Annotated in this window: 19 protein-coding genes and 1 pseudogene; 5 read left to right on the top strand and 15 right to left on the bottom strand. The window is 35.7% G+C overall.

Annotation, left to right across the window (positions count from 1 at the left end; all coding sequences use genetic code 11):
- Positions 1-81: 81 nt before the first annotated feature.
- Positions 82-1,296, top strand: coding sequence for a pyridoxal phosphate-dependent aminotransferase (locus CF67_RS02930; RefSeq protein WP_034414200.1), 1,215 nt, complete (start codon positions 82-84; stop codon positions 1,294-1,296).
- A gap of 77 nt (positions 1,297-1,373) precedes the next feature.
- On the opposite strand, the gene pfkA is transcribed toward CF67_RS02930, so the two are convergent.
- The 4 genes from pfkA to priA form a co-directional block, all read right to left on the bottom strand.
- A complete protein-coding gene (gene pfkA / locus CF67_RS02925) occupies positions 1,374-2,336 on the bottom strand; it encodes a 6-phosphofructokinase (protein WP_034414260.1) in 963 nt (320 codons plus the stop codon).
- Positions 2,337-3,363: 1,027 nt separating this feature from the next.
- The gene (locus CF67_RS02920; protein WP_034414198.1) at positions 3,364-4,302 is read right to left on the bottom strand and encodes an endonuclease/exonuclease/phosphatase family protein; all 939 of its coding nucleotides are present in this window, start codon (positions 4,300-4,302) and stop codon (positions 3,364-3,366) included.
- Between the two features lie 140 nt (positions 4,303-4,442).
- Entirely contained in the window at positions 4,443-6,614 is a 2,172-nt protein-coding gene (gene uvrD, locus CF67_RS02915; protein ID WP_034414196.1) for a DNA helicase II, read from the bottom strand.
- 450 nt (positions 6,615-7,064) lie between these two features.
- Positions 7,065-9,272: a primosomal protein N' gene (gene priA, locus CF67_RS02910; RefSeq protein WP_034414194.1), complete on the bottom strand. Its 2,208-nt coding sequence runs from the start codon at positions 9,270-9,272 to the stop codon at positions 7,065-7,067.
- Positions 9,273-9,499: 227 nt separating this feature from the next.
- Here priA and rpmE point away from each other — a divergent pair, with 227 nt between their 5' ends.
- The 3 genes and pseudogenes from rpmE to CF67_RS02895 form a co-directional block, all read left to right on the top strand.
- Positions 9,500-9,715: a 50S ribosomal protein L31 gene (gene rpmE / locus CF67_RS02905; protein WP_081847426.1), complete on the top strand. Its 216-nt coding sequence runs from the start codon at positions 9,500-9,502 to the stop codon at positions 9,713-9,715.
- 234 nt (positions 9,716-9,949) lie between these two features.
- A complete protein-coding gene (locus tag CF67_RS02900; protein WP_155994550.1) occupies positions 9,950-10,111 on the top strand; it encodes a hypothetical protein in 162 nt (53 codons plus the stop codon).
- A 21-nt stretch (positions 10,112-10,132) separates the two neighbouring features.
- Positions 10,133-11,497: pseudogene (locus CF67_RS02895) on the top strand (aspartate kinase); the annotation flags it as partial.
- 162 nt (positions 11,498-11,659) lie between these two features.
- On the opposite strand, the gene tdh reads toward CF67_RS02895, so the two are convergent.
- Together tdh and CF67_RS02885 are read right to left on the bottom strand one after the other, a co-directional pair.
- Entirely contained in the window at positions 11,660-12,691 is a 1,032-nt protein-coding gene (gene tdh / locus CF67_RS02890) for an L-threonine 3-dehydrogenase (RefSeq protein WP_034414189.1), read from the bottom strand.
- Positions 12,681-13,886, bottom strand: a complete 1,206-nt coding sequence (locus CF67_RS02885; protein ID WP_155994548.1) for a glycine C-acetyltransferase — start codon at positions 13,884-13,886, stop codon at positions 12,681-12,683. The genes tdh and CF67_RS02885 overlap by 11 nt, the downstream gene beginning before the upstream one ends.
- Before the next feature lie 465 nt (positions 13,887-14,351).
- Here CF67_RS02885 and ileS point away from each other — a divergent pair, with 465 nt between their 5' ends.
- A complete protein-coding gene (ileS, locus tag CF67_RS02880) occupies positions 14,352-17,492 on the top strand; it encodes an isoleucine--tRNA ligase (RefSeq protein ID WP_207232752.1) in 3,141 nt (1,046 codons plus the stop codon).
- Positions 17,493-17,600: 108 nt separating this feature from the next.
- Here ileS and pyrE read toward each other — a convergent pair whose 3' ends face one another.
- From pyrE to luxB, 9 genes are all read right to left on the bottom strand, one after another.
- Complete coding sequence (pyrE, locus tag CF67_RS02875) at positions 17,601-18,242, bottom strand: orotate phosphoribosyltransferase (protein WP_034414185.1); 642 nt, start codon at positions 18,240-18,242, stop codon at positions 17,601-17,603.
- Positions 18,243-18,693: 451 nt separating this feature from the next.
- The gene (locus CF67_RS02870) at positions 18,694-19,209 is read right to left on the bottom strand and encodes a glutathione peroxidase (RefSeq protein WP_052538076.1); all 516 of its coding nucleotides are present in this window, start codon (positions 19,207-19,209) and stop codon (positions 18,694-18,696) included.
- A gap of 85 nt (positions 19,210-19,294) precedes the next feature.
- Positions 19,295-19,795: a hypothetical protein gene (locus CF67_RS02865; protein ID WP_034414183.1), complete on the bottom strand. Its 501-nt coding sequence runs from the start codon at positions 19,793-19,795 to the stop codon at positions 19,295-19,297.
- Between the two features lie 186 nt (positions 19,796-19,981).
- A complete protein-coding gene (locus tag CF67_RS02860; RefSeq protein WP_034414181.1) occupies positions 19,982-21,010 on the bottom strand; it encodes an ABC transporter ATP-binding protein in 1,029 nt (342 codons plus the stop codon).
- The gene (locus CF67_RS02855) at positions 20,973-22,643 is read right to left on the bottom strand and encodes an ABC transporter permease (protein ID WP_052538074.1); all 1,671 of its coding nucleotides are present in this window, start codon (positions 22,641-22,643) and stop codon (positions 20,973-20,975) included. Before CF67_RS02855 ends, CF67_RS02860 begins: the two co-directional genes overlap by 38 nt.
- A gap of 27 nt (positions 22,644-22,670) precedes the next feature.
- Complete coding sequence (locus CF67_RS02850; protein ID WP_242633203.1) at positions 22,671-23,669, bottom strand: Fe(3+) ABC transporter substrate-binding protein; 999 nt, start codon at positions 23,667-23,669, stop codon at positions 22,671-22,673.
- 132 nt (positions 23,670-23,801) lie between these two features.
- Positions 23,802-24,503 (bottom strand): NAD(P)H-flavin reductase, encoded by a 702-nt coding sequence (gene fre / locus CF67_RS02845; RefSeq protein WP_034414176.1) that lies wholly within the window; start codon positions 24,501-24,503, stop codon positions 23,802-23,804.
- Positions 24,504-24,519: 16 nt separating this feature from the next.
- Positions 24,520-25,641 (bottom strand): long-chain-fatty-acid--protein ligase LuxE, encoded by a 1,122-nt coding sequence (gene luxE, locus CF67_RS02840; RefSeq protein ID WP_034414174.1) that lies wholly within the window; start codon positions 25,639-25,641, stop codon positions 24,520-24,522.
- 92 nt (positions 25,642-25,733) lie between these two features.
- Entirely contained in the window at positions 25,734-26,708 is a 975-nt protein-coding gene (luxB, locus tag CF67_RS02835; RefSeq protein ID WP_034414172.1) for a luciferase subunit beta, read from the bottom strand.
- Positions 26,709-26,719: the final 11 nt, after the last annotated feature.

The raw sequence follows: 26,719 nt of genomic DNA, 5'->3' as shown, positions 1-26,719 counted from the left end.
TGTTATTTCCCCATTATTTAACTTTTACTTAATTTTATCCGATTATCCAAAGCCGGAATTGCAGTCTTCAGGAACCGTACAATGCAAAACGTTGAGATGTCATTAAAACTAGACAATGTCTGTTACGACATTAGAGGATCTATACTAAAACATGCTAAACGCATGGAAGAGGAAGGGGAAAAAATCCTTAAATTAAATATTGGTAATCCTGCTTCATTTGGTTTTAACGCTCCTGATAAAATTCTTTTGGATGTCATCCAGAACTTACCGGCATCACAAGGCTACTGCAACTCAAAAGGTATCTACTCAGCACGTAAAGCTATAGTTCAGTATTATAAAAAAAAAGGCGTCCATACTTTAAATGTAGATGATATTTACATTGGTAATGGAGCCTCTGAACTAATTGTGATATCAATGCAAGCGCTCCTAAACAATGGAGATGAGATGCTTGTCCCTGCACCTGACTATCCACTGTGGACAGCATCAATCGCGTTATCAGGCGGTAAGGCCGTACATTATATCTGTGATGAAGCAGCCGATTGGTATCCTGATCTCATAGATATAAAAAAAAAGATTACATCAAAAACACGCGGTATTATATTGATTAATCCGAATAATCCAACAGGATCTGTATATAGCTATGATTTTTTGCTGAAAATTTCTGAAATCGCACGCCAACATAAATTAATCATCTTTTCCGATGAAATCTATGAAAAAATTCTATATGATGGCATGGTACATACTCCCATCGCAGCAATTGCCGAAGATGTGTTGGTAGTAACGTTCAATGGTTTATCTAAAGCCTACCGCGTATGCGGATTCCGAAGTGGCTGGATGCTAGTAACTGGTCCTAAGCATATGGCCCAAGGTTATATTAGCGGCTTAGAAATGCTTACCTCTATGCGTCTATGCGCTAACGTACCGACACAACACGCAATTCAAACGGCGCTGAGTGAATGTCAAAGTTCCAATGAACTAATCCTTCCTGGTGGTCGCCTACTAGAGCAACGCAACTATGCTTGGAAACTAGTAAATCAAATCCCCGGTATATCTTGCGTTAAGCCTAAGGGTGCAATGTATTTATTTCCAAAAATTGATACCCGAATGTATAACATCAAAGATGATCAAAAAATGATCCTGGATTTTTTGATTCAAGAAAAAGTGCTATTAGTTCAAGGAACTGGATTCAACTGGCCAAAGCCTGATCATTTCCGAATGGTTACTTTACCACATATTACAGATCTTGAGACTGTGATCTACCGACTTGAACAATTCTTATCAACCTATAGCCAATAGCATTTGTCATTAATTAAACCGTAAACTGCTAACTATTCATCTTTATCTACAACACGCGGTTGGCTATTTTATCTTATCTAAAGCAACTCTTCTGCTACTTTAAATAAATCGTTACGAACTGGACGTTTCATATTCTCAACCGCATTTACAATATCATGATGAACAAGCTCTTCTTTCTGAATGCCTATACAACGACCACCATAGCCCTTCATCAATAAGTGAACAGCATAGTTCCCCATACGAGAGGCTAGTACACGGTCAAACGCTGCAGGGCGACCACCGCGTTGTATATGACCCAGAACCGTTGCACGAGTTTCACGACCCGTTGCCGCTTCAATCTCTCTTGCCAACTCATTGACATCCATCATAAGTTCAGTTAGAGCAATAATTGCGTGCTTCTTACCTCCTGAAATACCATCCTGAATATTACTAATTAGTTGTCTTTTATTTAATCCCGTTTCTGGAGTAATAATATACTCACAACCACCAGCAATTGCAGACATAAGAGTCAAATCACCACAATGACGTCCCATTATCTCAACAATAAAAATACGCTGATGAGAAGAAGACGTATCACGTAAACGATCAATTGCATCAATTACTGTATTTAACGCACTCAAATAACCAATAGTGTAATCAGTACCCGCAATATCATTGTCAATAGTACCAGGAAGACCAATACATGGATAACCCATTTCAGTTAATTTTTTAGCTCCCATATAAGAACCATCACCACCCACAACAACGAGCGCATCAATACAATATTTCTTTAAATTTTCTATTGCTTTTTTACGAACTTCAGCGTTTCTAAACTCCGGGAAACGAGCAGAACCCAAGAAAGTACCACCTTTGTTGATAACATCAGATACGCTGGAACGATAAAGCTGTTTGATACAGTCTTCGTAAAGCCCAAGATAACCGTCGAAAATACCATAAACTTCTAAACCTTTACCTAATGCAGTACGAACAACACCACGAACAGCAGCATTCATACCAGGTGCATCACCACCACTTGTTAAAACACCAATCTTTTTAATCATGTTCCCCTCAAAATTTTTTGGAAACATACTTCCATTCTAGATAGTAAAACTACACAGCTTTATATTTTTTTATAAATTTAATGCGATTCTCCAATGCATGCAGAATAACTTCACGTTATTATAGACTATCTTCTTTTTTGTCCTTAGTACAGACTGGCTAAGAAATGCTTTATAAATAAAACGGAAGTAGTTAAAATACACTAAAGATTTTGTTACACGGATGTAATCAGCATTGAAAAATCTTAACCATCATGGTTTTAAACACCTAACAGAAATTCAAAAAAAACTATTCCTATCACTATCAAAGGATTTGTTGTCGTCATAAAAAATTGGTTCAGGAAAAACGCTGATCTTTGTGTTTTCGACGCCACATAAATCTCTTTTTTTAAAAGCACTTGTACGACATTCAATTCTGCGAAGTTTAAAGCAATTTGTATTCAGGAGGAAAAGTTTGGAATAAAATTAGAGATATTCATAATTAAATAAAGCGGATTGTATGTTAAATTTTCTGCTGGAAATTTATCATAATTTACAAATGAGCGACAAATCTTAATCGCAAAGCTTTAATATCTCAGCAGCATTGCAAAACCCTCTTAATCTTCTAAAATACTAAATTTACCCAAGGTATTGAAAATTTGAAACAGAGCATCAAAGATATTATGCAAAAATTTTATCGTTTGATGACTCAAGAAATTAATCCTTAACTCTATAATCAACAACAAAAATACTTTTAAATTATTTCTTACAGTAAGGACATACGTTCTCTAAAAAAAGCTAAACTAAAGAAAGTTTTGAAGCTGCGTAACCTCGGTATCATAATGTTATAAACATGAAAAACATACAACAGGTCGTGCTAGCTTTCTGGAAACACAAAGAAAAAGTGATTTTTCTGGTAAATCCTAAAGATCTGGAGCAGTTTTAAGTGTATTTAAACCTTACTAGATTACATTTAGGATAAAACATCCGATAACGCATAAAAAGAGAACATGTATAAAAAATAGAAAAGACTAAAAAAAATTCTACTATATCAATAAGATATCTTTGTTAATACCATACGATGATCAGAACCTAACACCGATTCTTTCGCTGTTCGAATACAAATTTTCCAACCAGACTTAATAGATTTAAGCCATAAGTGATCAATGCTAATCATGGCAAAAGATGGCGTAGAAAACCACGGTATCCAATTAGGCCAGCTAGCAACTGGAATACTTTGAAAGTTTGGAAATAGCGATAAAAAACGCACACTGTTAGCTGATAGATTGAAATCTCCTATCACCAGTATTTCATCCGATAGCGATTGATCAACCATATACTCAATAGTGCTCAAAAGCATATTCCGTCGATACCAAAGTTCTTTTGTTCTTGGTGATGGTAGATGTGCAGTAAAAAGCTTGATTTTTTTCCCTGAAGCTAAATTCCATGATCCACTAATTATATTATGTCCATGAGAAGTATGAAAAACTGACATATCCATTAAAGGAGCTTTACTTAAAATCATTTGGCTAAAAGAGTATCCAACATTTTGTTCTTCTCCATATTGGAATGGATATATATCATCTAGAAGCTTAAACTTCTCCCTTTCTTTCGGAGAAACCTCTTGCAATACGACTAAATCAGCCGGTTTATATATTAAGTAGTTAATAAAAGCGTTAACATCTTGATTCCCATAAAAAACATTAAATTGAACGATAGTTATTGGCATAATACAGTTTTCTACAACAGTCCGATGCATCGGCGGAATAAAAAAAAATACTCCAAAAAACAATGTTATACAAAATAATGTACATAACCACAGTTTCGAACTAATAAAAAATAAAATTAGCACTAAGTAATAGACGAGCAACAAATTAGGCACAGCAATGAAATTTTCCAACCACCAATGCTCAACAATGAAGGCTAATTTCAACCAAACAATGACTGGGGAAAATATAAGCATCCATAAAAAACATCGAAATAACTGCATTCAATTCTCTCGATTTAAACGATACAAACTGATAATTCCTCTCTCAAGTATCGTCTAAAATAACGAAATTTACCTAGAACAATTTTAACTCTTATAAATTTAAGAGAGAAATAAATTTACCCAAAATCTTATAAGTAATCTTAGCGCGCTCTCTTTAATTTTGCATAAGCAGTAACCAGCCACTTTACACCTTCGCTATTAAAGTCTACCTGAACACGACTTCTTTGCCCATGTCCTTCAGAATTAATGATAGTGCCTTGACCAAAATTAGGATGTATTACTTGAGTACCTAAACAAAAACCTATCTCATTAGATCTTTCCTGAACAAAATTTTGGTTACATATTGAGAAATTGTTTGCTTGAATCTGAATACTGACCTCCTCTAAACAGATTTGAGGTAATTCATGAATAAAACGAGAGCGATTGCGATACTTATCCTGTCCATAAAGACGACGAGTTGTAGCATAAGTCATGTAAAGCTTTTCCATAGCACGAGTCATACCTACATAGCAGAGACGACGTTCTTCTTCTAAAGATGATTCTTTTTTAGCCGACATCGGACTTGGGAAAATACCTTCCTCAACCCCTACCATAAATACCAATGAAAATTCCAAACCCTTTGCGCTATGTAATGTCATTAACTGAACAACCTCTTTAGAACCAACAACTTGATTTCCGCTAGATTCGAAAGCTGAATGGGTTAAAAATGCTGTCATTGATTCCATTCCTTCAACCTCTTTCGGTTTCTTAAACTGACGAGTTGCGGTAACAAGCTCCTCCAAGTTATCAATACGAACTTGAGATTTTTCGCTCCTCTCTTTCTCATACATTGCAAATAAACCAGAATGTTTAATTACATAGTCGGTTCTCTCATGTAAGGGCATCCCTATGGTATCCTTTTCCATTGTATTGATCAGTTCAATAAAACAACTTAAACATTCAGCTGCTCTTTTCGATAAGATTTTTTCATCTAGTAAAGCAATGCTGGTTTGCCACATTGTAGCGTTACGATCCTGAGCAGCAAAACGAATGACTTCCAATGTTTTATTACCAAGACCACGCATTGGAATATTAACTATACGCTCAAAAGCTGCATCATCATTACGATTGAGAATTAAACGCAAATAACTTAAAACATCTTTAATTTCTTTACGCTCAAAAAATCGCGTACCACCATAAATACGATAGGGAATACCAGCCCGAACCAGTGCTTCTTCCAAGACACGAGACTGCGAATTGTTACGATATAGCACAGCAATATCATTTAATAAGCTACTTCTAACTTTATTCCACTCTTTTATTTTCCTTATTATAAAATTTGCTTCATCAAGTTCGTTGTAAGCTGAATAAATTGAAATACGCTCACCCTTTTCGCTATTAGTCCATAGTTCTTTATTCATACGTCCAACGTTGTTGGAAATTAAAGTGTTTGCAGCTTCTAAAATAATTTTAGTGGAACGATAATTTTGTTCCAAACAAATAGTGCTTGCATTTGGAAAATCAAAAATGAATTTTTCAATATTTTCTACTTTCGCTCCACGCCAGCCATAAATAGATTGATCATCATCACCAACAACCATTACATGACATTTAAGTCCAGAAATCATACGTAACCAAGCATATTGAATATTGTTTGTGTCCTGAAACTCATCGACTAAAATATACTTAAAAAGCGATTGATAATGTTCTCGAATATCTTTTCTATTGCGTAATAATTCATGAGCACGCAACAAAATTTCCGCGAAATCAACAAGATTCGCACGATCGCACGCTTCTTGATAGATCTTATAAATCTGCAAATGAATTCTGATCATGGGATTATAATATGCATCAATATGTTGTGGACGCAATCCTTCATCTTTCTTACAATTGATCCAATACGCTGATTGTTCGGCCGATATTTTTTTTTCATCAAGGTTTTGGATTTTAATTAAACGACGCAACAATCGAATTTGATCATCAGTATCAATGACTTGAAAATCTTCTGACAAATTAGCCTCTAAGCAATGTGCACGTAAAAGACGGTGACAAATTCCATGAAAAGTACCACTCCACATCCCAGAATCACTACCCATCATTAATTTTTCAACACGATTACGTATTTCTATTGCTGCTTTATTAGTAAAAGTTACAGACATGATTGAAAATGGTGACACTTGTTCTACGGAAATCAGCCATGCAATACGATAAACTAAAACTCGAGTTTTACCACTACCTGCACCAGCAAGTACAAGTAAATTTTTTAACGGTGCCATTACAGCTTCACGTTGCCTATTGTTGAGGGCATTGAACAACAAATTTTCATCTATCATAATTTAAATACTACTTTCTAGTATGTTATACTGTTCGATTATACCAAACAAAAAAATAAGAAAAATCCTGGAAATCTAAATAAAAAAATCAATCAATTCAAAGGACGTACCCGTGATAGCACAAAAAATTATAAGTTAAAATAAATTCTATTTATTCAAGTACATAAATTCACCATGATTTAACTAAATTACTCTTTGATTTTACAAAAACTTAAGTTAGCATGCAGATTTGCTTCCAACGACTCCGCTAGTTTAAATAAGATACTTAACAACATTATCTGATGTCAGAAACTTTTCTGGGAAACATAGCAGCATGTAGTACCCAAGGCTAGTGATAAATTGATCCAAACTATCAAAAATGCTCATTTAAACTAAAGCAATTAAACTTTAATTTTTGCACTGGAAAATGAGAACATCCATTAGAAGACGATCAATAATAATTCATTAGCATTAACTTAAATCCTGTGGTTCCACATCCAATGACCAACGAACTTTTCTTGCTGTTGGTAACGAGCTAATCATAAGTCTCGAACTTATTAATATTTTTTTCATTAGAGAACGTGTTTGAGTTCGGAGTAGTAGCTGCCAACGTAATTTACCAGCTCTCCTTGCTAATGGCGCAGGATTCGGACCCAAAATCATGCAAGAAGTATCATCAAACAACAAATGGCTTTCGAGAATACATTTGACCTCATGCATAAAATTTTCCACTAGTTCAGCACTATTGGACTCTGCTCTAAATAAGCTTAAAAATGTGTACGGTGGTAGCATAGCCAGTTTACGTTCTCGTAGTGCAGAATCTGCAAAGTGCCGATAACTTTTGTTTAATAACACTTGAAGTAAATTATGTTCTGGATGATGAGTCTGAAGAATAACCTCTCCAAGTTTGCTGGATCTTCCTGCTCTACCCGCAACCTGAATAAATAATTGAGCTAGACGTTCAGAGGCTCTAAAGTCACTACTATACAATGAGCTGTCAATGTCTAATAAAGCCACTAAAGTTACATTGGGAAAATGGTGTCCTTTAGCCAGCATTTGCGTGCCAATCAAAATTTTATATTCACCATTTTGGATCAATTCAAGAGCATGCCTAAAGCTACCCTTTCTTCGCATGCTATCACGGTCAATACGAATAACTTTATATTCAGGAAACAGCTGTGCTAACTGCTCTTCTAACCGTTCAGTTCCTACTCCTACTCTCATTAAGCCTTCTGTACCACAATCTTCACATTGATGAACAACTGAACGCTGCGATCCGCAATGATGGCAACGCATTTCATTGCTATGTTGATGGAAAGTGCAGTAAGCATCACAACGTTGACACTCGGCAACCCAGCCACATTCACGACACATTAATACAGGCGAAAAACCTCTTCGGTTGAGAAAAAGCATTACTTGATTTTTTGCTGTTAAATGTTTACGCATTTCAATGATTAACGGCTCTGACAACCCACCTTTCAAATACAGCCCTTTTACATCGACTATCTTGTTTTTAGTCGATACTGCGTTTCCAGCTCTCTGGCTTAAAGTGAGATGATGATATTTTCCGCTTAGAGCATTATATAGTGTCTCCAAGGCAGGGGTAGCTGAACCCAATATCACTGGGATTTTTTCTTTACTAGCACGCATTACTGCCACATCGCGTGCGTGATAACGCAGACTATCTTTTTGTTTATAGGACATATCATGCTCTTCATCAACGATAATGATACCTAAATTTAAAAATGGCGTCATCAGCGCAGAACGTGTACCAATAACGATACGAGAAATGTTATCCCGTGCAGATAACCAAGCATTCAAACGCTCGCTGTCGGTTAAGCCTGAGTGAATCACTTCTACATGAACGTTAAAACGCTTTTTAAAGCGATAAATTGTTTGTAACGTTAAACTAATTTCTGGAACTAAAATTAATGCTTGACGACCTTTTTCTAGTACTGTCTTGATTAAATTCAAATAAACTTCAGTTTTGCCTGAACCTGTAACTCCTTCAAGTAAGTAGCATCCAAATTCAGAATTACAGTTAACAGTTGCAATCGCTAACTTTTGCTCTTGATTTAAAGACGGCTTATCAACATCAGTTTCTATGCTATTTGAGAAAGAAGAAAAAGTTGGCTTACTAAAACAAGATTTTTTAATCCATCCCTTATTTTCTAAAGTTCTAAGTACTATCATATTCACCTGCTCGTCTAAAAAATCTTGATGTGTTACAGTGCCAGATTCGAGCATTTTCATTACCTTAGCTTGTTTAACAGCACGACCGAAACCCTTTGTTAGCTGTCTTCTACCCATATGAGTCAATTTCCATTCAATAAATTTAGAAAATTTAGCTGGTTTACCTTTTCGTAACATGCTTGGAAGTGCACTATGCAATGTCTCACCAAGAGAACAGTGATAAAATTCACTGCACCAGCTAAGTAATGAGTAAAGTTTTTCTGGCCATAGGGAATTAGCATCCAATACTTGACTAATAGGTTTTAATTGTTTACGAGAACACGTAGACTCATTCAATAATTGGACAACAATACCTACCAATACTTGCTTACCAAATGGCACAGAAACACGCCCACCCAAAATAGGAGATAGATGAGCAGGTATCAAATAATCAAACTGCTTATCTAAAGGAATAGGTAATACAATACGAGCAATGGATGCAGGCATAAAAAATAGATAACCTCAGAAGAAATTGGTAAAGCTTAATAAATAAAATGACTAAATTAAAGTAGTCAAATAATGAACAAACCTATTGATTCATAGGCCATGATTAATTATCATGCTGATGTTTGATACTCAACCTAACTAATTAGTCAATTCTTTAATCTTTAAACTGTGTCATACTCAGCTGAGTATCAGAAGATAGCAAAACAAAATAATTTTGAGGTTATCTCATGAAAAGTGGAATCCATCCAGAATACAAAGTGGTAAATGCTGCTTGTTCTTGCGGCAATTCTTTTAAATTCAATTCAACTTCAAAAAAAAGAGCTATACATCTAGACGTGTGTGATAAATGCCATCCATTCTACACAGGCAGACAGCGTATGGTAGACACAGGCGGTCGTATCGATCGTTTCAATAAGCGTTTCGGTACCCTGTCTAGCAAGTAGCATATCGTTCAATTGGCTAATACCAAATTTGATTGGTTTCAGTGCTACCCTTTTATTTACATAACATAACTGTTTGGGTTTAAAGTTATCATTACAAATAAAGAAATAGAAATCTAGTAGCATTGATATCGAAACTTTGATGCATAGAGTACTAGAGATGTTTTGGATAGAATCTCTAGCTTGTTCTGAGTTGTTTGAAATCTTCGCAAGATTGTACTACAGAAGGAAGTGTCTATGAATACTGAAAAACCGATTATTGCGCTGTCTCGTTTGTCAATTGACAACGTTTTTTCTGTGTTAAACCACCTAATAAAGCATTTTAGTCCGGAGTATAAATTCCAGCAGTATTCCATGAAAACTCATATTCCTCTCTTCATCAACAAAGAAAAAATATAAAGCTTGTAGTGGGACTAGTAAATGACTATTTCTCGTCAACTACATAAATTTGGTGGCAACAGCTTAGCTACTCCGGAATGCTACCAACACGTCGTTCAGATTATTAAAGAACACTCAAATAACGGAGATATAATCGTAGTATCCGCATCTGGAAAAACAACCGACTTTTTGATTAAGTTTGTTAGCTATCTACGTAAAGACAAGTGTGTAGCAGACGAAATTCTACAAGAGTTATATAAATTTCACACTAAGTTAGTCAAAAAACTCCTTAAGGAAGAACGTCGATTCCAAGTTCTAGTTCAACTTGGAAGTGAGTTCAACACACTTAGAGAACTAGTCGCACCTTTAAATGCAGAAATAGAAGCTAGAGTACTTGGTTATGGTGAAATTTGGTCAGCACGGCTTCTAGCTGCTGTCCTTTGTCAAGAAAATTTGCCGGCTATCAATCAGGACTCTCGTGATTTTTTGAGAGCAAATTTGGGAATACAGCCTGAAATTGATCTTAATAGCTCTTATCCGTTAGTTAAAAAAATGCTAGTTAAACACCCTCATCGGCGATTAGTAATCACTGGTTTTATGGCGCGAGACAAACAAAGAAATACTGTCCTCCTTGGTCGTAACGGTTCAGATTACTCAGCAACAGCTATAGGTATCCTGACAGGAGTTTACCAAGTAACCATTTGGAGCGATGTAGCAGGTGTATACAGCGCAGATCCCTATATCGTCAACGATGCGCATCTATTACCCTGTCTTGGATTAGATGAAGCAGACGAATTAGCACGTTTAGCAACTCCAGTACTTCACAGTCGTACACTACAACCCGTCGCTCAAAGCAAAATGCACTTACATTTGCGTTCTAGTTACCAACCGAAACTAGGTTCAACGCGTATTGAACGCACTCTTTCTTCACACAGCGGAGCTAAAGTTATCACCTCACTTGATGAGGTATTGCTAATTCAACTTACTTTCAATCATCAAAAGCACAACCTTCAAGATACTATATCAAGTTTGCTACAAAATCTCAAAAGTGCTCAATTAGAACCGCTCACCTATGAAACTAAGATTGAGCTATATACGTTTCGCTTAGCTTACACAACTGAAAAAGTCAATGCTGCACTGAGCTACCTACAAAATTTAGCCATTGATACTACAACAGTCAAGATCCAAGAAGGCTATTCTTTAATAGCAGCTGTTGGTTCAGGTATAGTCAAAAACCTGAATCATTGCCATGATTTTTATCAACAATTAAAGGCACACCCAATCGAGTTTATCTCAGAATCCCAATCCGCATTAAGTTTAGTTGCAATATTACGTAATACTTCTGTTTCTCCTCTGGTCATAGCTATTCATAACCAGCTATTCCAAATAAAAAAACAAGCGTCCGTCCCCCCTCTTCCGTTTACAAAAACGTTATCTACCCCCCCTGCACAGTGCTTATATGATTCCATCGAATGCAAGTTATCATAATTGCTTCACCATACATAAATATTAATACACGCAACATTAAAGCTCATAAACTTAAATGTAATATCTCATCAAGAAAATACACTAATCCCAATCGAAAACTACTTTACCTGAGGTACCAAAACGCATGACATCAAAGCCTTTTTGAAAATCATCGATTTTGAAACGATGAGTAATAATTGGTGTCAAATCTAAACCAGATTGAATCAAACTTACCATCTTATACCAAGTTTCAAACATCTCGCGTCCATAAACTCCCTTAATCGTTAAACCTTTTAAAATCACTTGATTCCAATCAATACACATATCTGATGGTGGAATACCTAGTAAAGCAAGACACCCACCATGATTTATAATTTTTAGCATTGAATTCAATGCAGATGGATTACCAGACATTTCAAAACCTACGTCAAAACCCTCCATTATCTCTAATTGCATCATTATGTTCTCTAGCTTTTCCTCTAAAATATTTACAACATGAGCTATACCCATTTTTCGCGCCAAATCCAAACGATATCCGTTTACATCAGTAATAACAACATGACGTGCGCCTACGTACTTCGCAACAACTGCAGCCATAATACCAATCGGTCCCGCACCAGTAATAAGTACATCTTCACCTACAAGATTAAAAGATAAGGCTGTATGTACTGCGTTCCCAAAAGGGTCAAAGATAGCAGCTAAATCATCCGAAATACCTTTAGGGATTCTGAAGACATTAAAACTAGGAATGACAAAATATTCAGAAAATGCGCCAGCACGATTAACACCAACACTAGTAGTATTGCGACATAAGTGAGTGCGACCACCACGGCAATTACGACAGCTTCCACAGGTGATATGACCCTCGCCAGATACACGATCACCAATCTCAAAACCGTGTACTCCTTTTCCCATACCTACCACTTCACCCATATATTCATGGCCTACAACCATAGGTATGGGAATAGTATTTTGTGACCATTTATCCCAATTATAAATATGTACATCAGTGCCACAAATAGCGGTTTTTCTAATTTTAATTAAAACATGGTTATAAGCAGGCTCTAACTGATCTACTTCAGTCATCCAAATTCCTTCCTGAGGCTTTAATTTTGATAAAGCTTTAATTTTCATTTACAATCCCCATGTTTTTCCCTACCTGGATAAAAGCATCAACAGCACGATCTAATTGCTGTAAATTATGAGCTGCAGACATTTGAACACGAACACGAGCTTCACCCTTTGGCACAACTGGAAAAGAAAAACTCACAACATAGATGCCCTGATTTAATGCACGATTTGCAAATTCAGTAGCCAATTTCGCATCACCAAGCATGATTGGAACAATAGCGTGATCGAGACCACCTAAAGTGAATCCAACTTTTTTCATACGAGTACGAAAATGCGAAGTGTTCTTCCATAGACGATCACGCAACCTATTAGATTCCTTCAATAAATCAAGAGCACATATAGAAGCAGATAAAATCGCAGGTGCAAGAGAATTAGAAAACAAGTATGGACGCGAATGCTGACGCAACCAATCAATTACTTCTTTTTTTCCCGAAACGTACCCGCCTGAAGCTCCCCCCATTGCTTTACCTAAAGTTCCCGTAACTATATCGATACGATCAACAACATTATGATATTCCGGTGTACCCGAACCTTTTTTACCCATAAAACCAACGGCATGAGAATCATCAACCATAACCAGCGCATCGTATTTTTCTGCTAAATTACAGATAGCTGGCAAATTAGCCACTACTCCGTCCATAGAAAATACACCATCAGTCACAATAAGAATATTAAGCACCTTTTTTTTTCTTGCTATTATTAGCTTCTGTTCTAATTCCTGCATATTATTATTTGCATAACGAAAACGCATTGCTTTACATAAGCGCACTCCATCAATAATTGAAGCATGATTTAAAGCATCGGAAATAACCGCATCTTCTTCAGTAAGTAGTGCTTCAAATAAACCAGTATTTGCATCGAAACAGGAAGTGTATAAGATTGTATCTTCCTTACCAAGAAACTCAGATAGCTTCTTTTCTAGTTCCTTGTGTAAGTCTTGAGTACCGCAAATAAAGCGTACTGAAGCCATACCAAAACCGTATTTATCCATACCAAGTTTTGCTGACTCAACTAACTTAGGGTGATTAGCTAAACCTAAATAATTATTTGCGCAAAGATTTAAAACGTCCTCTGAAAAAGAAGAAATAGAAATTTTTGATTTTTGAGCTGAAGTTATAATACGTTCATCTTTATATAACCCTTCTGCTTTAATTTGTTTGATTTTATTACGGATCTGTTGATAAAATGCAGGTCTCACCACCGAATTCCTCTTGACCATTTAGTTGTATGCATGCGCTACATCTAATATTTGACTTAATTTCTGAAAAACCACGGAAAAGCGAAGTATGAGTATATTTTAAAAAGAAATGAAGCAATTTTATTTACCATTAAGAATTTTCTAGTTCAAATACACAAATGACTAAAGATATAGGTGAGAAGCACCTACATAACTTCAAATCCCTCTGTAATCAAAATATGAAATCTGATATCTTTCTCCCTAATATCGGATTTTGAATCCACTTGTAATTTTCACTTCCTCTTATGATTAACGAGAAGTAAGTATGCCATGATTAGACAATTAGCTTTCCTCTTCAAGTATTGCTCCACTATAAGTCTTGTACTTAAGTTTAGAATCACGGTTGAAGAAGCTACTACGTTCTAGAAAACTAGTTAAGAAACATCGCCAATAATTCAGTTAACAATTTATTTTGAGACAATATCTGTGATAAATACTAAACAAGAAGCCAAATCGGATTTCTCATTTGTAGAAACAGAACATCGCATTCTTAATTTTTGGAAAGAAAACAAAATCTTTCAAGAATCTTTAGAACAAACAAAAAATAGCGACGCTTATGTTTTCTATGATGGCCCTCCGTTTGCTACAGGCTTGCCTCATCACGGACACTTACTCGCTTCAACGATTAAAGACATCATACCTCGTTATTTTACAATGAAAAACTATTACGTACAACGTCGTTTCGGATGGGATTGTCATGGTCTACCTATCGAGCATGAAATCGATAAAGAACTCGGAATGTCAGCCCAAGAAATAGTTAAAAAACTCGGAATCACCGCATATAACAACAAGTGCCGTTCAATAGTACAGCTCTATACAAAAGAATGGGAAAAAACAATCACTCGTATTGGTCGCTGGGTTGATTTCAAGAACGATTATCGTACTATGGAACCATGGTATATGGAATCAGTCTGGTGGGTATTCAAGCAACTGTGGAATAAAGGATTAGTCTATCAAGGTGAAAAAGTAGTGCCTTATTCGACTGAACTAATGACAGTATTATCTAACTTTGAGGCTACATCTAATTACAAGGACATTCAGGATCCTGCTATTACGGTCTTATTTGAGCTAGAAAACTCTGATGAGTATATTGCTACCTGGACTACTACTCCATGGACTTTGCCATCTAACCTAGCATTGTGTATCAATAAAAACGCTCACTATACATTAATTTTTGATAAGGATACCCAACAAAAGTTATGGATTGCCGATGCACGTCTCAAGGCCATGTCAAAAAATAAAAATATCAGAACTTTAAAAACATGCAAAGGACACGATTTGGAAGGAGCAGCTTATCGGCCTCTTTTCCCATACTTCAGGCATCTCAAGGAAAGGGGAGCATTCGTCATCATCTCAGACGATTACGTAAGCACTGATACCGGTACTGGAATAGTTCATGCTGCCCCTGCTTTTGGAGAAGATGACTACCGTGTTTTGAAATCTCATAATATTGATGTAACAGTCTGTCCAATCGACATGAAAGCGAAATTTACAGATGAAGTTACTGATTTCAAAGGTATGTTTGTTAAAGACGCCAATAAAGCAATCATTCAAGCACTGAAAAAACGTGGTCTATTGTATAGATACGATACTATCGTACACAGTTATCCCTTTTGTCCGCGTTCAGATTCGCCGATCATTTATCGAACCATTCCATCCTGGTATGTTAAAGTAAAACAAATGCGGGATGAACTAGTTGAAAATAATAAACAAATCAATTGGATACCTAAATATCTGAAAGATGGTCGCATGAAAAACTGGTTGATAAATTCTATTGACTGGGCAATTTCCCGTAATCGTTATTGGGGAACACCAATTCCAATCTGGCGTAATGACAAAACTGGAAACTACGTTTGTATTGGTTCTCGTGAAGAACTTAAAAGATATACTGGCCATAAAGTTGAAGATTTACACAGAGATCATGTTGATCACTTAATGTTTACTCTGAAAAATGAACCAGGTACATACAAACGTATTGAGGAAGTTCTAGACTGTTGGTTCGAATCCGGATCAATGCCTTACGCTCAAATTCACTACCCATTTAAAAATAAACGATCACTTGAAAAAAGGTTCCCTGCACAATTTATTGCTGAAGGTCTTGATCAAACTCGTGGCTGGTTTTATACACTCCAAATAATAAGCAACTGCTTGTTTAAAAAACCAGCGTTTCAAAATGTCATTGTCAATGGTATTGTAGTGGCTGAAAATGGGAAAAAGATGTCGAAGCGACTGCGTAACTATACATCACCAAATCAATTGATGGAAACACATGGTGCTGACGCATTAAGGCTATATCTGATAAACTCAGGATTAGTAAAAGGAGAAGAGCAAAGATTCAGTAACTCGGGATCTCAAGAAATGGTTCGTCGTGTTTTGCTACCTTGGTTAAATTCATTTAAATTTCTACAAAGCTATACTCAAATCGATAACTGGAAAATGCCAAGAAATGATTTTCAACCGGAAAATATCCTAGATCAATGGATAATTTCTAGACTGCAAAGTCTGAAATATAAAGTTAATAAAAAAATGGCAGCATACCAATTATATAATGTTGTACCTTCCTTGTTCGAATTTTTAGAACAGTTAAGCAATTGGTACATTCGCCTAAATCGAACAAGATTTTGGCAAGCGCATATTAATCAAGATAAAGTATTAGCATATCAAACTCTATTCACCTGCATTAAAGAATTTTCTACTCTTATGGCACCATTTACCCCGTTCTTATCCGAATACATTTATCTGGAAATGAAGAAAATGTCGAATCAAGAAACTCAACCTAAATCTGTGCATTTATGTCGTTTTCCTGAAAAAGATATAAATAAAACAAATTTCCAACTAGAAGATTCCGTTCATGAATTAATAAATATAATTCTGCTTGGAAGACAGAAACGTGAACAACACAAGATTAAGCTTAAAATTCCACTCTACAAACTCACTGTGTTACATCAAGAACAGGAAGTACTTTACCGCATTTCTATGCTGGAAGAGTATCTAAAATCCGAGCTTAATGTAAAAACGATTCAATATAGTCGCAACGAATCTGATTATATTGAATATTGTGCTAAACCTAATTTCCCAGTGCTAGGAAAAAAACTGGGGAAAGAATTTAAAAAATATAAGTCAAAAATCGAATCTTTGAATGAATCTAAACTATTTGAACTTCTAAAAAAAGGTGCTATTAAAATTGATGATAAAGAATTTACTGATAAAGAAATATGCGTGGTCCGCAAAGCTAAAAAAGGTAATGATGCATTATCAAATCAGTATATCTCAATTGTGCTTAATTGTGAGCTTAACGATGAATTAATTAAAGAAGGAATAGTAAGAGAAGTGGTAAGTCTCATTCAAAAAACTCGGAAAAATAAAAATTTGAAGATTGAAGATCGCATTCATGTAAAATATATGGCTTCTAACCCATTGAATAAATGGATCGAGGAGCAAGAAGATTATATTCGAAGTGAAGTATTAGCTCTCTCCTTTAGAAAAGCGGAACTCGATGATCAAGCGTTATTATTCAATATTGATGAGCATCACTTAAAACTATTTATTGAAAAAGTACAGCTCTAGATAAAGATATAAATACATAGGGAAATTGAAGTGGTTAAAGTACATGAATGAAATTTCACTAGACTTACGGAGTCATTTTAAAATTAAACAGATTGATAATTTAAAATATTAAATACCGTATGAATTAAGATATGTTTTTAATGCAGTTAAATGATGGCTGTATATTTTTTTGCTTTCAAGGTAAGTTGCCAATTCTGTTAGACTAACAATTTTGAAAACTGAACAACTAAAATCTTCCTCTACTTCTTGAACAGCAGATAATATACCCTGGCCTCTTTCTTGACGATCAATAGCAACAAAAATACTGGTCAAATACGCACCATTCTCTTGAATGATTTTGGCTGATTCACGTACCGCTTTACCAGAAGTAATCACATCATCAACCAATACAACACGGCCTTTTAATGGAGAGCCTACCAGGCTGCCGCCTTCACCATGATTTTTTACCTCTTTTCTATTAAAACAATAAGGTGTATTCATGTTATGATAATTAGATAAAGCAATTGCTGTAGTAGTCACAATTGGAATCCCCTTATAAGCTGGCCCGAACAGAACGTCAAATTCAACACTTGAATCAAACAAAGCTGCAGCATAGAAATATCCTAAACGCTCAAGATCACAACCTGTATTTAGCAATCCAGAATTAAAAAAATAAGGACTTTTACGACCAGATTTTAAGGTAAATTTACCAAATTTTAAAATTCTCTTTTCCAGTACAAATTCGATAAACTCACGCTGATAAGTTTTCATTGCTATTTCCTCACTAAATTTATAAGACCATATCCCGCTTCTAAAACCTCAAAACACTTCAAAATTATATGAAAGAATCTCAGTAAGAATGTCTTAAGATTTTACCCAATCCGCTCTAAAACTGTACAACAAACTCAAATAAAGCAATCACGATAACAATAAGATATTTGATACCACTATATAGCCGAGGCGTACCGTACAGGACCATGAAATAATTTGATATAATCAGGTTTAATTAATGCTAAACAGACACCAATGTGAACTGTATATGCATTAATTTAATTTTTAAAAGTAAAATGCTTTTCTATATTTAGCAGTTGATACAAGATTAACCAAAGAGTTAATAACACTCTAATCTAACGACACTACCCCATACATGACTAAAAATTCCTTTCTTCGATATCTAAATAATTACTTTTCATAAGAAAATTAAGCTGAACACAAAATACATTTATGTTACTAACGCTTTTCGAATATACATCTCTAATGACTTTGGTTGAGTAACTGGCGAAAATCGTTTAATTGGAATACCATCCCTACCAATCAAAAACTTAGTGAAATTCCATTTAATGAAATTACCCAATAAACCTGGTAATGCTTGCTTTAAATATGAAAAAACTGGATGACTATTATGACCATTTACTTTGATTTTCTCAGTAATGAAAAAACCAACTCCATATTTCGCCAAACACTGCTTTTTGATTTCATCAACGCTTTTTTTCTCCTGATTAGCAAACTGGTTACATGGACAACCCAAAACTACTAAATTTCTTTCAGTATACTTTTCGTATAGCTGCTGTAAACCAACATACTGTGATGTAAAGCTACACTGACTAGCAGTGTTTACAATAAGTACAACCTTTCCTCGGAAATCGCTAAAACTCAATTTCTTACCTTGTAGAGTATTTATTGAAAGTTTATAAAATTGATCATAATCATACTTTTTAGTTTTTTGAAAAAGTGACATTATCCACTCCTCGCTCATATTTCAACCCACAAGCACCATCGCTAAGTCAGCATGAATCAAACAATTTTCATTCAATACCAACTCACTAAAAGTGAAAGCGCACAGACATAGTCGCCTGCGGACCATAAAGACCATTATTCCGTACCTCAGCAGAAATAGAAAGCTGCTGTGTTGAATGGAATCTAATACCTGAATGAAAAACAGAACGGTCATCATTACGACCAATACGACCAGTAACTTCAATTTTCTCTGTTATCCACATACGTCCACCAATATTAATTTCTGTTTGGATCGTTCTCCCTATACTATTTAAATAATGAATTAGAAACTGACCATAAACATCAACTAATTGATCTACGGGACCATTAAACCCAATACCAACTGCTACATCCCACTCACTATTAAAGCAAGTATCAACACGGCTAACAATGTGTGAATTTTCGGTTAAAAAAGTACTAAATTGTAAACCTGTCATTTTTGGTCTAGTTGCAGTACTCACTTCAAAATAGTTGTAACTAAAATTGTTTGCGTTTACGGAAAGGGACAGGAAACTGATAAAAACTAAAATTAATACTTTATAGAACATGCGCACCCCAAAATGGATGTTCTCTCGATAGACACAAAGCAAAAAATCCAAATTAGATCTGGTTTAATTTTAGAATTAAGCGAAACTCTATTTCAACTGATCCATAACTCAAATTTACACTGCTCCGTTTGTTGGCATAATATGAAAGTCTATTCAAAAAAAATTCCATAACATAAAACCACAGTACTAGAATACTAAAATGTCTTGCGTATCCAATTTTACAGAAACCATCTGCCCTATTTTGAAATCTTCATATGAATTCGACAAAAGTTTCTTACCATTTAACTCAATCATATAACGAGAATAACCACCCATGAATTGCTGCTCCAAAACTTTTGCATTACTTCCTGAATCAGATTTAATCTGTACTTGCTCAGGACGTAGAAGCAATTCGCAATCAGAATTAATATAGACATGCTGATAAGCTTGCGTTTCAATAACACCAAATTCAGTTTGATATTTATATTTTGATATTTTTCTCGCAGATAAATAACTCCCTACTCCTAAAAAATCAGCAACAAATCTACTCACAGGATGGTAATAAAGTTCTGATGCCAAACCGCATTGCTCAATCATACCGTGGTTCATTATGGCCATCTTATCCGCAAAAGCAAATGCTTCTTCCCGACTATGAGTAACAAAAATAGCAGTAACCCCCTGTACTTTAAAAACTTTACGAATCTCTGAAATTAGTTCATATCGCACTTGAGGATCAATATTAGAAAACGGCTCGTCCAACAAAAGTAAATCTGGTTTATATGCTAATGAACGAGCAATGGCGATACGTTGTTGCTGACCACCAGACAACTGATGTGGGAAACGGCTAGCATAATTAGACAAACGTACCATCATTAGCATCTCATTGACTCTGTTGACCTTACTGTTTGCACTCATATTATGCAAACCAAAAGCTATATTTTCAGCAACTGTCAAATGTGGAAACAAAGCATAATCTTGAAAAATCATGCCGATATTACGTCGTTCTGGAGGTAGCCAACACTTACCATCATCCAGAATCCTAGAATTTAAACTCAGCACTCCAGAAGTTAAAGGTAACAAACCTGCTATTACTTTGAGCAGTGTTGTCTTACCGCAACCACTAACACCTAATAAACAGAGAATTTCACCATGCTTGACGTCTAAAGAAAGAAATTTCAGTATAATTTGAGAATCATATTTATACGTTAGGTTCTGAACAGATAACGCAAAACTCATCGGTTTGGTTACTCCTTAATGAACTATTAACAATAATTAGTGGAATTAAACCAATTAATACAATTAATACAGCGGGAAGAGCAGCCAACTCCAAACGTTCATCTGAAGCATAGTTAAATACATAGGTAGCTAACGTCTCAAAATTAAAAGGACGTAATAATAATCCAGCGTTTAGTTCTTTCATTGATTCAATAAATACCAACAATGCAGCGACCAATAATCCCCTACGTATCAAAGGAAAATGAACCCGATATAACATCTGACTTAAATTGCATCCTATGGTTTGAGATACCATGTCTAAAGATAGCGATATCTTACTTAAACTACTTTCAATACTACCAATCGCAACTGCAGAAAAACGCACTACTAAAGCAAAAATTAAGGCGAACACAGAACCAGAAAGTATCAATCCTGGCTTTCCCCATTCCATAATTTCGCTCAAATTATTAATAAAGTAATCAATAAACAACAAAGGCACCATCACGCCAAGAGCCAATATCGTTCCAGGAACAGCATACCCCATGGATGAAATACGCATATACAGGATACTCTTTCTACTTGGGTCAACTCGATGACAAAAATTTACAACAAGAGCAATAAAAACACTGAAAAAAGCTACCGTTATAGAGATCTGAAAACTATTCAACGCATACTCAAAAAACTCTATAATCCAGATATCCTTAAAATATCTATAAGAATAGATACATAATTGTAATAATGGAAAAACGAACGCAATGAAAACAATCCCCCAACACCATGCCAATGCTACCCATTTTTTCCAACCAACTAGCTCATAACGAAAATTATTACAATTTTTAAATGGGGTTTGAAGCAATTCTCGTTTACATCGACCATATCTTTCTATACTTAGCGCAATGAAAACAAAGAGTAACATCATAGCTGAAATTTTAGAGGCAGCAGCTAAACTAGAGTATCCAAACCAAGTATCATAAACAGCAGTGGTAAGAGTATTAACAGAAAAATAACTGACAGTACCAAAGTCAGCAATAGTTTCCATTGCTAACAAAGATAAGCTAACAGCAATAGCAGGACGAATTAAAGGTAATGAAACACGAAAAAAAATCTTCCAAGGAGAGCACCTGAGTAACTTTGCTGATTCGAGAAGGGTAATATCTTGTTCCATGAATGCAGCGCGACAAAGCAGGTACACATAGGGATAAAATACCAAGGCTAAAATCAAAGTTGCACCAGCTAACGTGCGGATGTCCGGAAACCAATACTCTCCTACTTCCCAACCCGTCAGCTGACGCAAAAAGACCTGAACTGGACCAGCAAAATCGAACCAATCAGTAAAAACATATGCAACAATATAACCTGGCATTACTAACGGTAAAACTAACGCCCACTGAAGAACTCTCTCAGAGGGCAACTTACACATAGCGACAAACCAAGCACTCGGTACACCCAGAATAAGAGAAACCAACATAACTCCCATTACAAGAACGAGAGTGTTAAACACGTAAGTCGGTAACACCGTTGAAAGAAGATGCAAAAAAACATCGTTGTTATCACCAACAGCAGTATAAAATATTGCCAACGTTGGTGAAACTAACAAGAGCGCTAGAGCTGCACTACTGGCTTTCCATACAAAAATACCCTCCTTTCTAGTCATATAATAACAAAAGTCTGTATAAAAATATTAAAGGTCAAATTTTACCTCATCTAAAAGTCTTACAGCTATTGTATGGTTGGCAGCAATTTTACTCAAAGGAACAGTATCCGCTTTAAAATCGCCCCAAGATCTAACTAAATCTGATATCTTAACACCCTCTTTTACTGGATATTCATAATTTATCTCAGCATACATTTCTTGAGCTTTTTTGCTTGTTAAAAACTCCATTAATTTAACTGCGTTATCTCTATTTGGCGCATATTTAGCCATCGCCATACCACTTATATTAACATGTGTACCCGCTTCTTTTTGGCTGGGAAAATTAATATGAACAGATTTAGCCCAAACGCTTTGTTCTTCATCATTAAACATTTTACCCAAATAGTAACTATTGCCTAATGAGAGATCGCACAAGCCCTCCTTAATCGCCTTAATCTGTCCACGATCATTGCTCTGAGGTTTACGAGCTAGATTTTTCTTCATTCCTATTAGCCACTCTTTCGTTTTTTCTTCACCTTTATGAGCGATCATAGCGGAAACCAACGATAAATTATAAGGATGCTTACCTGAACGTGTACATATTTTACCTTTGAATTTAGGCGCAGCTAAGTCATCATAAGTAAAATCTTTGCTAAGCTTACCTATACGATCTTTCGAAGAATAAACAGAACGAGCACGTACTGTAAGTCCAAACCACTCATTCTCTTTATCCCTATATTGAGGAGGAACATTTTTTTCAATAACTTTATTCGCAACTTTTTGTACTAAGCCCTTATTAGTCAAATCTGCAAGGCGACTAATATCTACAGTTAAAATAACATCAGCAGGACTATGTTCACCTTCCCGAATCAATTTTTCTGCCAATCCTTTCTTTGCAAACCTCACGTTTACTTTTATACCAGTTTCCTTAGTAAATTCGTCAAACATTGGCTTAATAAGGAAAGGTTGACGGTAAGAATACACATTTACCTCTTGTGTGGCTGCTGTGACAATAGCTGAAAGCACTAAATGAAAAACTAAAAACATCAATTTTATTCTTTTCATCAACTTAATACCTTATTTTGAAGTAAAAAAACAGCTGGTACTATGTTATAAATACAATAACCACCAGCCTGTAAAAGAACCGTTCAAATCTGACCGACCTAGACAGTGTTAAGATTAAACATAGGCTAACGCGTCAGAAAACATTCGTTCTAAATTCGCATTTCTATAATTTCCTAATAATACCTTAGCAGCCTTAATCATTGGCACTGGACCACACATGTAAATATCAAACTGAGAGAGATTATTGAAATCATTAAGAATAACATCAAGCACGGTACCTTTTTTGACCAAATGATGGACATCATCCATATATTCCGCTGCAGAGACGTAATAAACATTATCATGTGTTGCTACTAAATCGATAAGTTCCTTATGCACATAAAGCAGTTCAATATTTTTCACTCCCCAATATAAGTAAATAGGTTGAACCATTTTTGAACTAATACATTTCTTCAAAATTCCAGAAACATAAGATACACCAGTACCACCAGCCATAAGCAGTATCGGCCTATCGCTATCCTCTCGTAACCAAGCATCACCATGCGGAACATCTACTAGAATGTTCTCATTTAAAGCTTGTTGAAAACAACCAACGATACAGCTATCGCCAATCCCTTCGTTCTTTCTGATATGTAATTCAATCAAATCCTGATCTAATGGAGAACTAGCAATCGAGAAAGCATAACTCTTAGAGTTAAAATGCACTTTCAAGTATTGTCCAGCCTTAAAGACAATATTGACTTCCGGCTTTAAAAGAACTCTATAAACACTACTCGACATCTGAATAACGTCGGTTACAGCGCAACGAACAATCATACTTCATTCCTCGCAATCATCTATCAGCGAAAGCCTTCGACATGCTTAATGCACACCCTTTTTGCGTTCTCGTTTTCACTCTACGCAATACCTCGACACTTGTTCCAACCACCCCATCAGCGTGTTCTAAAATAATACCAACATCATCAGTAAGCAAAAAAGCGGGATAGCTGGTGGCTGAAGCATCCATGAAACTCAGAAGCCCTAACTCACCATTCGGAAGAGATTTAAGAGTTACGGGATCTAACGCTCGAGCATACACCCAAGGCGGCACCCTTTTACGTTGCTGTTCATCTTCAAAAAAACAAGTGTTTAATTCAACTTGATTAAAGGTATCACGAATTTGACTTTTATCAGATAACTGAAAGACATCCATCAACAAGTGATTGAAGCGAACACGATTAAGAGATTTATTTTCGTGATTTTTCCATCCGCCCCCAGTGATAATATAGAACGACTCTCCGCCATTAAATTTAAGACCTTCTTTCTTCATATGTTCACAAAGTAGAAATACAAAATAAGGAGGACCAACCAAGCAGATCGCTTTATTAGAACTCTTAATTCTATCTAAAGCTTGCAATGTGAGTTTAAAATCTATTTTCTCGTTATGCACAGTAAAAGTTGTTGGATAAAGCAGCTCAACCAAACTCATGACATACTTAAACCAGATATCATTAACATCAGATCGATCAGGACCTAGATTGACCAGCTCCATTTGATGATCGAACCAATTACCCACATATTTCATTCCGTAAATAACAGAACCCAACAAACGTTCAATACTTACTCTATCACGCGGAACAAAACTCTTAATACCTTGAGTTCCACTACTTGTGAACCAATTTTCTATATCATCCTTATTCGCTGTGACTAGCTTAGAATACTTAAATACTGAATTAGGAAAAACAGGAATATCATCAACATCAGAAAGACTTGCATCAACACCTGACACCCCGCAATACTTACGGTAATCAGAATTATTCGCATAATGGTAACGAAATGCGTTCAATACTAGCTCTCTTTGGATTTTTTTTTGAGCTTGATAAGAAAACTCAAACGGAGAACTCATAAAAATCAAATTATCAATTTCTGAGCTCACATCAATATCTTCTAGCTTCATATGAGGAACAACACTCATAAGTTTCATCCTAAAGTGAAAAATAACAACGCGCGGGCAGTGATAAAACTAAGCTACCACCGCCCTTTGGAGTACAGAGTTTCTTGGCAAAATCACATATGATACTTGCCAATATTTTCATTAATTAAATTGATAACCGACTTTTGATGTGCAAGATTCTTAATAGACTCAAACGACATCAGTAACCGTGAGGCTCCTGATTTCTCTAACGCCAATTTACTTGCCTCAAGACATTCATCGCAATTACCAATCGCATTTTCAGCAATAAGCTCTTCCAATTTTTCTTCATGTTCAACAGAAGGATACATCTCCTTAACGAAAGCAGAAAAGTACTCTCTAGATTCCTGCTTAGCAACTGCACTATCAGAATTTTCATTAACCATCAACGTCAGTTGATGTCCCACATTAGTGACATCTACTCCAAATCTCAGCGCTGCAGCCTTATATTGCTCAACATACTGAGATCTAGTTTGATTGCTATCATCCCATTTAAATATCAATGGAAGAGCTTTCTTAGCTGCCCATTCAACAACCTTTGAGCTACTAGCTGTTACATACTGTAAGGGTCCACCTGGGGTAAAAGCGTGCGGGTTGACAGATATTTTAGGAAAATTAAAAAAGTCATTATCAGGATGACAATAACCAGTGCTAAAGGATTCACTGATAATATCATAACAAGCATTAAAGATCTGCTCTTGAGAATCTAATTGACGATTGAAAAACGCCATTTCACTCTCTTTTTCACAATCGGAAAAACCAAAGATAAAACGTCCTTCACTCATCTGATCAAGCAAACAAGCCTCCTCTGCTGATCGGACAGGATGATGAGTAGTTAAAATATGATTCAGCGAACCAATTTTTATCTTTTTGGTTAAACCCAATAGGAAACCAGACACAGTCAATGGAGCCCCTACAATTCCATTAGGCGAAAAATGGTTTTCATAGACAGAAATTTGCTCAAAATTCAATTCGTCGACATAAGTGGCAATTTCTATCATACGATCTAAAACTACCTCCGACGACTGATTCTCAGTAAGAAAGTTTTGAAAAAATAATCCGAATTTCATACGTAACCCCT

Origin of the sequence: Candidatus Photodesmus blepharonis (genome assembly GCF_000731795.2) — a bacterium.
GTDB lineage: Bacteria > Pseudomonadota > Gammaproteobacteria > Enterobacterales > Vibrionaceae > Vibrio > Vibrio blepharonis.
The sequence above is the reverse complement of the archived record's forward strand: the minus strand, read 5'-3'. Positions and strand labels throughout refer to the sequence as shown.